The sequence below is a fragment of the Anaerococcus sp. NML200537 genome, assembly GCF_026131715.1.
GTDB lineage: Bacteria > Bacillota > Clostridia > Tissierellales > Peptoniphilaceae > Anaerococcus > Anaerococcus kampingae.
In genome coordinates this window covers 37,523-50,086 of sequence record NZ_JAMXSL010000002.1, presented here as the reverse complement: position 1 = coordinate 50,086, position 12,564 = coordinate 37,523, and the positions used below count along the sequence as shown (strand labels likewise).

Annotated in this window: 9 protein-coding genes; 8 read left to right on the top strand and 1 reads right to left on the bottom strand. The window is 30.8% G+C overall.

Annotated elements, in window-relative coordinates:
- The 8 genes from glgD to NH288_RS00820 all read left to right on the top strand — a co-directional run bounded on the left by glgD (position 1) and on the right by NH288_RS00820 (position 11,772).
- Positions 1-1,125 (top strand): glucose-1-phosphate adenylyltransferase subunit GlgD, encoded by a 1,125-nt coding sequence (gene glgD / locus NH288_RS00855; protein ID WP_265212362.1) that lies wholly within the window; start codon positions 1-3, stop codon positions 1,123-1,125.
- 2 nt (positions 1,126-1,127) lie between these two features.
- On the top strand, positions 1,128-2,558 hold the full coding sequence (glgA, locus tag NH288_RS00850) for a glycogen synthase GlgA (protein WP_106460181.1): 1,431 nt from the start codon (positions 1,128-1,130) through the stop codon (positions 2,556-2,558).
- Positions 2,559-2,566: 8 nt separating this feature from the next.
- The gene (locus NH288_RS00845) at positions 2,567-4,846 is read left to right on the top strand and encodes a glycogen/starch/alpha-glucan phosphorylase (protein WP_265212361.1); all 2,280 of its coding nucleotides are present in this window, start codon (positions 2,567-2,569) and stop codon (positions 4,844-4,846) included.
- The gene (gene pulA / locus NH288_RS00840; protein ID WP_265212359.1) at positions 4,809-6,716 is read left to right on the top strand and encodes a type I pullulanase; all 1,908 of its coding nucleotides are present in this window, start codon (positions 4,809-4,811) and stop codon (positions 6,714-6,716) included. The genes NH288_RS00845 and pulA overlap by 38 nt, the downstream gene beginning before the upstream one ends.
- Positions 6,706-8,400, top strand: a complete 1,695-nt coding sequence (locus NH288_RS00835; protein ID WP_265212357.1) for a phospho-sugar mutase — start codon at positions 6,706-6,708, stop codon at positions 8,398-8,400. The genes pulA and NH288_RS00835 overlap by 11 nt, the downstream gene beginning before the upstream one ends.
- 94 nt (positions 8,401-8,494) lie before the next feature.
- Positions 8,495-8,998, top strand: coding sequence for an FHA domain-containing protein (locus NH288_RS00830; protein ID WP_265212356.1), 504 nt, complete (start codon positions 8,495-8,497; stop codon positions 8,996-8,998).
- Positions 8,991-10,262 (top strand): FtsW/RodA/SpoVE family cell cycle protein, encoded by a 1,272-nt coding sequence (locus NH288_RS00825; RefSeq protein WP_265212354.1) that lies wholly within the window; start codon positions 8,991-8,993, stop codon positions 10,260-10,262. Before NH288_RS00830 ends, NH288_RS00825 begins: the two co-directional genes overlap by 8 nt.
- Positions 10,249-11,772 carry a peptidoglycan D,D-transpeptidase FtsI family protein gene (locus NH288_RS00820; RefSeq protein ID WP_265212353.1) on the top strand — a complete coding sequence of 508 codons (1,524 nt, stop codon included), beginning with the start codon at positions 10,249-10,251 and terminating at the stop codon, positions 11,770-11,772. The genes NH288_RS00825 and NH288_RS00820 overlap by 14 nt, the downstream gene beginning before the upstream one ends.
- Here the strand turns inward: NH288_RS00820 and NH288_RS00815 are convergent, their stop codons facing one another.
- Positions 11,773-12,558 carry an NAD(+)/NADH kinase gene (locus NH288_RS00815; protein ID WP_265212352.1) on the bottom strand — a complete coding sequence of 262 codons (786 nt, stop codon included), beginning with the start codon at positions 12,556-12,558 and terminating at the stop codon, positions 11,773-11,775.
- Between the last annotated feature and the right edge of the window lie 6 nt (positions 12,559-12,564).

Genomic DNA, 12,564 nt, shown 5'->3' with positions numbered 1-12,564 from the left:
ATGGAAAGCGTTGTAGCATTAGTATATAGTTCAGATTTTAATGAACAAAATTATGGACAGTTGTGTAAATATAGACCTGATTATATGCTACCATTTGGTGGTAGATATAGAATAATTGACTTTGCTTTATCAAACTTAGCAAACTATGATATAAATAGGGTTGTTCTTTATGCTGGAAGTAAATTAAGAAGTCCTCTAGACCATATAGGCAATGGTAAAAGCTGGGAATTAAATAGGAGAAATGGCGGTTTGATGCTAAATCCAGTAAATCCTGATGCTAAACATCCTTGCAGTGAAGTTGAGACATATTATGACACTATTAAATATTTCCAAGACCATGAGTTTGATTATGTATACATTAAAAATCCTATGTATATATCAAAACCAGATATAAATGATGCAAAGGAAAAGATGGAAGAAGAGAATTTGGATTGTTTAATCTTTTCAAACAAGACAATAGATAAAAATGGTGAGTATTTAAATCAAGCTATTATAAATTCTGACACCGAAGGAAAACCTGAAAATGTGGGTGTGAATTTAGGAATAACCGACGAAATAGATTTATTTTTAGGCTCTATAATGATGAAAAAAGATAGCTTCTTAAGAGTATTAAGACATTCTATGCAAAATAACAGTACAAATTCAATGCTTGCAGCTATCTTTGATTATCCAGGAAAATTAAATATTGATTTCTATAGACAAGAAAAAGAATTTGAAATAATAAAAGATATAAATTCATTCTACGAAGCGAATATGAAATTGCTAAATAAAGAAATTTTTGATAAACTATTCTATGAAGACGGTCTAGTATACACCAAGTCTAAGGATGAGCCATCAACATCTTACACTAAAAATTGCGAAGTTAAAAATTCGTTAGTAGCAAATGGAGCTATAATTGAAGGTGAAGTTGAAAACTCCATCATCTTTAGAGGGGCCAAGGTTGGTAAAGGAGCGATAATTAGAAATTCTATTATTTTCCAAGATACAACTATAGAAGATGGTGCTATCCTAAACTTTGTAATAACTGATAAGGGAACAGAAATTGGACACGATGTAAGGTTATTTGGTAATAGATCAAATCCTTACCTAACAAATAAAAACGAATCACTTGAACTAAGGAGCTAAAAATGAATATACTTTTTCTTACTAGTGAATCAGTACCATTCATAAAAACAGGGGGCCTAGCAGATGTTGCTGGTGCCCTTCCTAAAGAACTTAAGAAAAAAGGCGTAGATATTAGAGTGGTTTTACCTCTCTATAAGAAAATCTCTGAAAGCTACAGAGAAAAGATGGAAAAAATAACTGAATTTTATGTGGATCTAGATTGGAAACACCAGTATGCAGGTGTTTATCAACTTGAATGGGATGGTGTAACATACTACTTTATAGATAATCTTGAATATTTTGATAGGGATGGTCTCTATGGTTTTGGAGATGATGCTGAAAGATTTATATTCTTCTCAAAAGCATGTACCCTATTGCCTAAAGAAATAAACTTCAAACCAGATATTATTCATTCAAATGATTGGCACACAGCCATGGTGAATGTATTTGTAAACGATTATAGAATTGGTGATCCTTATTACGATGATATAAGAACCCTATTTACAATCCACAACCTTAAATACCAAGGTGTATTTGATTCTGAAAACCTAAGATTAGCAGGTCTTGATGGTAGATACTTCAATGAAAATGACCTTAAATTTTATGATGCAATAAACTTTATTAAGGGAGGTATAATCCATGCCACTCATGTAAATACAGTATCTGAAAATTATGCAAGAGAAATCCAATATCCATTCTATGGTGAGGGCCTAGACGGGGTCATAAGACAATATAATTACAAACTAGATGGTATCGTAAATGGAATAGACTTTGATGTTTGGAATCCAAAAACTGACCAAAATCTTGCTAAAAATTATGATGTAGATTCAATTGATGATAAATACGCTAATAAAGCCTATCTACAAGAGCTCTATGGCCTTCCAGTAAGAGAAGACGTTCCAGTTTTAGGGATTGTATCAAGACTTAACGAAATGAAGGGTCTAGACTTAGTAAGGTATATATTAGATGAGTTATTGCAAGAAGATATTCAACTAGTAGTATTAGGTACAGGTGATTATACTTATGAAGAGATGTTTAAATACTTTGAATGGAAATATCCTGACAAGGTAGCAGCAAGAATATATTATTCTGATAAGGAATCACATGATATTTATGCAGGTTGTGACTTCTACTTGATGCCATCAGTATCTGAACCATGCGGTATTAGCCAGCTCATAGCTATGAGATACGGTACTTTACCAATTGTTAGAGAAGCAGGTGGATTAAAAGATACAGTTATACCTTATAATGAATATACTGGTGAAGGAACAGGATACTCCTTTGAAAATATAAATGCTCATGAACTATTATTTTCTATTAAAAATGCTATAAATGTTTATAATACAAATAAAGATGCACATAGAAAATTAATAACAAATGCTATGAATCAGAGAAATGATTGGGAGATGTCCTCAGAAAAATACTTAAAACTATACGAAGAGATAAAAGCTTAAGAGAAAAGATGAAAACGAATAAGGAATTAATTATAAAGAGGATACAAAGTTTTTTGTATTCTCTTTATGCGAAAAACATTGAAAATGCAAGAGTTAATGAGGTCTATGATTGCTTATGTAGGTATATGATGGAAGTAATCGGAAAAACTTGGGTTAAATCTAAAAAAATCCAAAAGGATTTAGATTATTATATCCTAAGTTTTGAATACCTACCTGGCAAATTAATCGATAGAAACATTCATAGATTAAAAATTAAAGATGAAATTGTTAAAGCCCTTGATGAAATGGGATTTGATTTTGATGAGGTTCTTGCGTGTGAAAAGGAAGCGGATTTAGGTATAGGTGATATAGGAATAGGATCCTCTGCCTTGATAAATGAATTAGCCAACCACAATAAAAGAGCTGTGGCCTATGCACTAAGATATGAAAATGGCAATTTGAAGCAAAAAATTGTAGATGGAAGACAGGTTGAGTATTCTGATTTTTGGCTTGAACAAGGGTCAAACTGGGAACATAAGAAATCTTTCTCCTACATACTAGATATAGATGGTAGAAAGAACAAAACTATTGCTTATGATATGCCAATCTTAAGTGACGATGCAAGTTTTGTAAACACTCTTAGACTTTTTAAGTCAGAGGCTCTAGAGGCAATTAACATCGAAGATTTTTCTAGAGGTGATTTTTTAAAAGCCTATGATGATTACGTAAATATTAACTCTATAAATAAATTTCTATATATAGATGATTCCACTTATGAAGGAAAACTTCTTAGATTGAAGCAAGAATATTTTTACTCTGTAAGTGCGATTAGAGATATATTTAGAAGGCAAATTAAAAAACACGGTTCTATTGAAAATATCGAAAAGAATATAAAGATATTTTCGCATGATATACACCCAACTCTTGCTTTGGTAGAATTTATAAGGCTACTTGTAAAAGAATATGACTATTCTTTGGATAAAGCTATAAATATTTCTAGAATAGTTTTTGATCATGTTGCTTTCTCAATTACAGATGATGGGGTTGAAAATTATGATGTAGAAATGCTTAGAAGGGTAAATCCTGAAATAATGGATATGATTTTTGAGATACAAAAATACCTTCAAATAAAAGATAATGAGGCTAGCATCATAAAGGATGGCAGTGTTAGTTTTAGAAATATTAATAAATATCTATCAAATAAATACAATTACCTTTCAAAAATAATATCTGATAGTAGGAAAAATGATATAAATCATTCTTACCTAAATTATGGGACGGATAGGATATTATATAGTGAGTCCGGCAATACAGACCTTTTATATACATTGAAAGAGTACGGTATTAACTCGCTTTCTTATGAAGAAATCAAGAAAATAAATAAACTTAAAAACAATGAGGACTTCATTAGGTCTTTGGATAAAGTAAAGTATAGTAATAAAGGTAAGCTTGCGAAAATTGCAAAAGAATCAACTTCTGATCTAATTAATCCATACTCTATGGTAGATGTTCAGATATCTCTAATGCATGAAAGTAAAAGACAAATACTAAATTGTTTAGCAATAGCCTACAAGTATTACATGCTAAAATATAATAGCAATTTAAGACTTACACCTACGACCTATGTGTTTTCAGGTAAGGCCAATGAAGGTTATTTCATGGCAAAAGAAACTATAAAATTCATCCTAGCCCTTAAGAAGATGATTGATAAAGATAAATTCATTAGGGAAAAGATAAAGATTGTATTTTTTGAAGATTTGGACGTTGAGAAAGTTAAATTTCTGCTAGCAAGCGCAGATATTTATACTAATCTAACATTAGCAAATCTAGACAATCAGAATTTTCATATATTAAATGCTATATTTAATATGTCAAATATCTTAACTTCAAAGGGAGGCATAGTAGATAATCTTAAACAGAAGAATTCATTTTATCAGTTTGGACCAGAATTTAAAGATTTGGAAAAAATGAATAAAGAAAATTCTTACAATGCAAATGAATTTTATTATAATAGTGAAGTTGTTAAATTTACAATAGATAATCTTCTAAATGAGGACTATTCTAATTTCCCTTATAACTTCAAATTGATCTATGATCAACTTCTTATGTATAATGATTCTTTTAAAATATTTTATGATTTGGAAGAGTTAATAAATACAAGAAAAATCATAGAAAAAGATTATTTGAATGTAAATAAGTGGGTTAATAATGAGCTGGAAAACATATTATGGGCGAATAATTTTAGATTGGATGATGTAATTAATAAAGCCTATGACTTTAACACAAGAAAAAATAAATTTAACTTATGAAGATATAAAAGATATAAAATTAGGAGCAAATTATAATAAATCATACACAGAGTTTAGGGTCTTTGCTCCAGATAGAAACAAAATCGATCTGGTATTAACTGATGATTATAAAAAAGTTAGAAGAGACATTTACCCCTTAAAAAAAGATGATATGGGTGTATTTTCTCTAAGGCTTGAAGGTGATTTTAATGGATATTTCTATAATTATATAATAGAAGATGAATTTGAAGTAACAGATCCATATTCATATTCGGCATCAATAAATTCACTTTATTCAGCTGTGGTTGATTTAAAAGAAACAGATCCCGAAGGATTTAGAAATCTTGATATACCAAATATTGAAGAAAATGATGCTATCATTTATGAGATGAGCATAAAAAACTATACAGCAGATAAGTCAAGTGGAGTTTTTAATAGGGGTAAATATTTAGGACTTACTGAGAGAAGCACTAGCTATAAAAATATTAAAACAGGTCTTGATAATATTCTTGAACTTGGTATAAGTCACGTTCAGATTTTACCTTTTTATGACTTCATAACAGTTGATGAGAGAAGCGATGCATTTTTTGATGACGGTAATTACAATTGGGGATATGATCCAGAATTGTATTTCGCGCCAGAAGGGTCTTTTGCATCTGACCCATATGATCCCAAATCAAGAATAAGGGAAGCAAAAAATATGGTTAAATCTTTCCATGAAAATGGAATAGGAGTAATCATGGATGTAGTTTTTAACCACACCTACAAAACCGTAGACTCAAACTTAAATACCCTTGCTCCTAGCTACTATCATAGGACAAATCCCGATGGATCCTTTTCAAATGGATCAGGATGTGGTAATGAAGTTGCAAGTGAGAAACCATTTGTAAGAAAGCTAATAATAGATTCTTTAGTTTATTGGGCCAAGGAATATAAGATTGATGGCTTTAGATTTGATTTGATGGCCTTAATTGATTTAGATACAATTAAACTTGCCATTAAAGAACTTAGGAAGATTAATCCAAATATACTAATATATGGTGAGCCTTGGATGGCTTTAGGAACTACTTTAAGCCCTGATTTACAAATCTGGAAGGGGGCACAAAGGTCAAATAAATTTGGTGTTTTTAACGACACTTTTAGGGATGCTATAAAGGGAGATGCAAACTCATACGGTAGAGGCTATATTCAAGGTATCTATTCACTAAAAAAGGAAATTGAATTAGGAATAGCAGGATCAATAAACTATTCAGAAGATAGGATAGGCTTTGCAGACGACGCTAGTGAGACAATTAACTACTTTAACTGTCATGATAATTTAATCCTATTTGATAAATTATCGATATCGCTAGATAGCACAGAAAATATTGATTCTTATGTCAAATTAGCAATGGCTATTGTCATGCTATCTTTTGGCAAACCATTTTTATACGAAGGTAATGAGTTTAATCACAGCAAGAAAAATGATTCAAACTCATATAATTCACCTCTATCTATAAATGCTATCAACTGGCAAGAGAAGGAAGCCAATTACGACATATTTAATTACACAAAAGAACTAATAAACTTAAGGAAGTCAATAGATGTATTCTCTCATACAAGTGAGGAATTCATAAGGAAGAAATTAAAGTTCATTGATGATTTAGACGACTCAATTGTTGGCTACCTACTAGATAGCGAGTATTTAATTTTCATTAATGCCAATTGTAATGACATGTATGTAAGTGCAGAAACTTTAAAGTCATCTATAGAAGATATAAATTCTAAAAAAATTGAAAAAGTTTTTGATAAAGAGGGTAAGAATAATATAGGTATTGATATAGAAAGTGGACTAATTTTAGATTCACTATCAGTAAATGTATATAAAATAGGAGAAGCAGATGGACTATAAGAAAAATTTTGAAACTTGGTACAAGGATGATAGGTTTGATGAAGAAACTAGAAAAGAGCTAGAATCAATCAAAGATAATGATGAAGAAATCAAAGATAGGTTTTATCAATCTTTAAAATTTGGTACAGCAGGTCTTAGGGGAAAACTAGGTGCTGGCACTAACAGGATGAATAATTATATGGTAGCTCAAGCAACCCAAGCTTTTGCAGATACAATCTCAGAAGGTGGGGAAGAAGCCAAAAAACGTGGTGTAGCAATTGCTTATGACGTTAGACATATGTCAAAAGAATTTGCGAAGATTACTGCTGAAGTATTTGCTGCTAATGGAATAAAAGTTTATATCCACAAAGAAATTCAACCAACACCAGTATGCTCATTTACTATAAGAGAGCTTAATTGCGTTGCAGGTGTAATGGTAACAGCATCACATAACCCAAGAGAATACAACGGTTATAAGGCTTATAATGAAGAAGGCAGCCAAATAATGGATGAGACTGCCAACAAAATTTTAGGCTATATTGCTGATCACCAAGACTTTTTTGAAATAAAAAGACTAGACTTTGAAAAGGGTATTGAAGATGGAATAATTGAGTATGTAAGTGATGAATTACTAGAAAAATACGTATCACTAATCAAAGCTTGTACAATCCATGATGAAGGCATAGATAAAAATATCAGTGTTGTTTATTCTCCATTAAATGGAACTGGAAATAAACTAGTTAGAAGAATACTTAAGGAAAGAGGATTTACAAATATTCACGTAGTAAAAGAACAAGAAAATCCTGACCCTGACTTTACTACAGTTGGTTATCCAAACCCTGAAGATCCAAAAGCTTTCAAATATTCAGAAAAATTAGGAGTGGAAACTAAGGCAGAATTATTACTTGCCACAGATCCGGATGCAGATAGGTGTGCTGTAGAAGTATTAGATAAAGATGGAAGCTATAAGTTCCTAACTGGTAACCTAATAGGCTCATTACTTACAAATTATGTTTTATCTGGCCTATCTGAAAAAGGTGAACTTCCAGAAAATCCTGCAGTTGTAAAATCAATAGTTACTACAGATTTAGTTGCACCAATTGCAAAAAAATATGGAGTTGCTAAATACGATGTCTTAACCGGATTTAAAAATATCTATGACAAGGCTAACGAACTAGAAAGAGAAAATACAGGTAAATTTGTATTTGGTTTTGAAGAATCAATTGGATATAACTACAAAGATTTTGTAAGAGATAAAGATGCTGTTAACTCTGCTATGTTGATAACAGAAATGGCTGCTTACTATAAGAGCCAAGGTAAATCTTTAATTGACGTAATTAATGAAATTTACGAAGAACATGGATATTATTCAAACGAAGTTGTATCAATCACACTTGAAGGTGTAGATGGTCAAGAAAGAATAGCTAGAATAATGTCTGAAGTTAGAGAAAATCCTATCAAAGAAATTGGTGGAGATAAGATTGATAGCTTAATTGATTATCAAAATGATGATACTGGACTACCAAAATCTAACGTATTAAAATACTTCTTCGAAGATGGATCTTGGGTAACACTTAGACCATCAGGTACAGAACCAAAAATCAAAATCTATGTTAACTCTATAGCTTCTAGTATGGATAAGGCAAAAGCCAAAAAAGATACTATTATTAAATTCATGGAAGATATAATAGATTCTATCCATTAAATATAAGGCCTCAGGTTTATCCTGAGGTTTTTCTATTTTATACTTGAAATTAGGATTAAAATATCATAATATATAGCCAAGGAGTATTAAATATATGGAAAACTTTTTTAATCTTATTGATAAAATATTTTCGATAAATGTATTTGGAAATTTAACTTTATATCAATTATTATCAACAATATTAAAGTATCTCTTTGTTTTTGTTGTTTTTTATTTCATATATTCTATTATCAGAATTATATATTACGATGTAAGAACAACACTAAAAAAAGAACAAGAATATGATGCATATCTAAACCTAATAAATAAATATGATGGCTTTAATTTTGAAGTTCAAGAATATTATTTTTTGGGAGAAAATAACACAATAGGGCGTGATAAGAAAAATACAATAGAAATAAATGATAAATATCTTTCTAAGTTTCATGCTAGAATTTTGCAAGATGAGGATATGTATTTTCTAGAAGATTTAAAATCTGCTAATGGAACATATTTAAATGATGAGAGAATTGAAGACGCCATAGAACTAAAATCGGGAGATGTAATCAGACTTGGCTCCTTAAAATTCTTATTTGAACAGGATGAAAAAGATGTTTAAGAAATTAGATAATCCAGAAAAAACAATGGTACACTCCAGAGCTAAGGCAAACATCTTATTATTTATATTTGAGTTTTTGAGTTTATCCTTGGCTATGATTTTTAATATAGAAAATTTGACTAATATTGATTTTTATACCTATATAGCCATATTGATAGTTACCTTGCTGGTATCATTTTTAGTAGATAAGTTTACCAAGTCTGATAATATATTGTTATTGATTGTAAATATGTTATTTTCTATAGGTGTTGCTATAATTTATAGGCTTGATCCAAAGCTTGGAAGAAGGCAGTTACAATTTTATTTAGCTGGAGTAGTTTTATTTTTCCTCACCTACTTTATCTTAAAATCATTTAAGTTTTGGGATAAATTGATTTTGTTTTATGCTGGCGTATCAATAGTCTTGTTTATTCTAACTCTTGTATTTGGTACTTATTTAGGTGGGGCAAAGAACTGGATTGTTATTAAAAATATAATTACAATACAACCATCAGAGTTTATAAAAGTACCTTTGGCCTTTTTCATAGCTAGTTTTTATGCAAATTTCAATAAAATTAGCTTAAAACCATTTGGAAGATACTTTATGAATTTTATAATTTATGTCTTTATAGGATTTTTATTTCTTCAAAAAGACTTGGGAACTGCGCTTATATTTTTTGGTACACTTATAGTAAGTCAGTTTGTATATGAAAAAGATAGAAGATTAATATTTATCAATATGTTCTTTATGATAATAGGTTCAATAGTGGCTTATTTTCTATTTGGCCATGTTAGGATAAGAGTAAGCACTTGGCTTGATCCTTGGTCAGATATAAATGTTACAGGCTATCAGATAACACAAGCCCTTTTTGCTACAGCAAGCGGTGGCCTATTTGGTACTGGCATAGGCTTAGGTCATCCTGATTATGTACCTGTTGCAGAATCTGATTTTATTTTCTCTGCTATTTGCGAGGAAATGGGTATTTTCATGGGGATTGGCGTTGTCTTATTATTTATGATTTTAGTGTATAGGGCCTTAAAAATATCCTTAACCCAACAGGTAAAGTTCTACTCAGTCCTTGCTTTTTGCATAGGGGTTTTATTTGCCTTGCAAACCCTAATAATACTAGGGGGAGTACTTAAGATAATTCCGCTTACAGGCGTAACCCTACCTTTTATAAGTCAAGGTGGATCTTCCATGCTTGCAGGTTTTATTCTTTTAGGATGCTTGCAATATTGCGGGGAAGAAATAAATCTTGGAGGGTCTAAAAATGTCAAACGATAAAAATATTAAGAAAAAAAGATTTTCTAATAAATCTTTTATTGATAAAATTAAAAAAATAGAACAGGCCCAAAGGATAAAGGATAACTCAAGGCTAAAAGTTTTGTCAAAATCAACTTTAAATAAGAGACTTATTTTTATAATGGTTGTCTTTGTCCTATTGTTTATGCTTCTGGCCTTATATTTGGTTTATTTTCAGCTGTTTAAGGCGAAAAAAATCGCGGATAATTCTAATAATAGAAGGTTATGGCTAAATGAAGATTTGATTCATAGGGGAAGTATATTTGATAGAAATGAGAATCTTATGGTTTATAGCCAGGATGATGGGCAAGGAAAGCAAGTAAGAATTTATAACTATCCTTTAGCAAGCGCAAGTGTCACCGGCTATTCGTCTAAAACTTATGGAAAGACTGGTATAGAAAAATCATATAATAGACAGTTACTTGCCTTATCTGATGAAAACTTCAGCCAATTTAGAAAAATGGTTGTAAAAAATGACACGGGAAACGACCTTCATTTAAGTATAGATCAACATATTCAAAATATAGTTTATGCCTATCTTTCAAATTATAAGGCTGCATGTGTAATAATGAAACCTAATACTGGAGAAGTATTGGCAATGGTTTCAACACCTACTTTTAATCCTAATTCTGTTGATACTGATTGGAATAATTTGATACAAACAGACGATGGTAGACTTATAAATAGGACAACACAGGGCTTATATAGGCCGGGTTCTGCTTATAAAATTATAACTGCAACCTCTATTGTAGATAATAATATAAATCAAGAATATAAAGACACTGGTAGCCAAGAGATTCAAGGCTACGAAATTAAAAACTATGGTGATCAAATATTTGGCAATCTTGATCTAAGAAGTGCTTTTATAAACTCTGCAAATACATATTTTGCTGCTAAAGCACATGATTTAGGTAAAGATAAACTTGCAAAGACGAGTGAAAAATTTATGTTTAATAAACAGTATGACTTTGATATAGACGTAAGCAAATCTATTATACCATTTGATGAACTTAATCAAGCTGACCTAGCTATGACTGGCTTTGGATATGGAAAAACACAGATGACACCACTTCATATGGCGATGATTACATCTGCTATTGCAAACAATGGGATAATGCAAAAGCCAAGACTTGTGAACCAAATAACAAATAAAGATAAAAAAATAATATTTCAAGCGGAAAACGAAGTTTTATCTAAGGTGACTAGCAAAGATACAGCCGAAAAAATTAGAGATATGATGGTAGGAGTAGTAAACGAAGGAACAGGAACGGCAGCCTATTTAGATTCAATTCAAATCGCTGGCAAGACAGGAACTGCAGATAAGAGCGATGGCAATGTAGATGCTTGGTTTGTAGGTTTCGCTCCAGCATATGACCCAAAGCTTGCTATAGCTCTCTTAATAGAAGATAGCGAGGGCACTGGTGGGGAGATTGCAGCACCCATAGCTAGAAATATCATAAGAGATATTGTAAATACAATATCATTTGATTGATCACATAAGCTTATTTTTAATATTAGTCCAGTAATGGTTTTTATTAAGAATAAGCTTGTTTATTTTTTTTGAAGAAACTTTTATCCTAATTTTGTAGTCTTTGGTATTTAATTCCCTGCCATCAAAGATAAATATTGTATGGTAGTTGTCTCTTTTAGAAACTACAATATCAATGCTCGCATCATTAGGTAAGACTACAGGACATTTTAGGGAATTGTTAAGATTAGAATATACAGGCGCTACAGGTGTTAGCTGAAAACCATTTAAGGATTGGTGTAATATAGCACCGTTACTAGATAGGTTATAGGCTGTAGACCCATGAGGAGTAGAAATTATTAGACCATCTCCTGCATAAGATTCTATAAAATTACCATCTATAAAGACCTTAAGTCTTACAATCTGATTTTTATTTGATTTGACAACTACTTCATTAATTGCTTTAAATGATCTATTGTTTACCTTAGATTCTAGAACAGTAAGCTCTTCAATTAAAAAGTCATTTTTGGTATATCTCTTAACAAAATCTTCAATCATGTCTACTTCAATTTCTTGATAGAAACCTAAATGACCAGTATTAATACCAATAAAAGGTATTTCAGAAAATTCTGATTGATGTACAGCGCTTAAAAATGTTCCGTCTCCACCGATAACCAAATTTAGAACAGCCCTATCATCGTATGAAGTGCTTACACTATAGCCATATTTTTGAAAAATCTTTCTAGTTTTGTGGAAAATTGCATTACTATATTTTGATTTGTTTTTAAAAATGTTTATAATATTTGTCATATGATG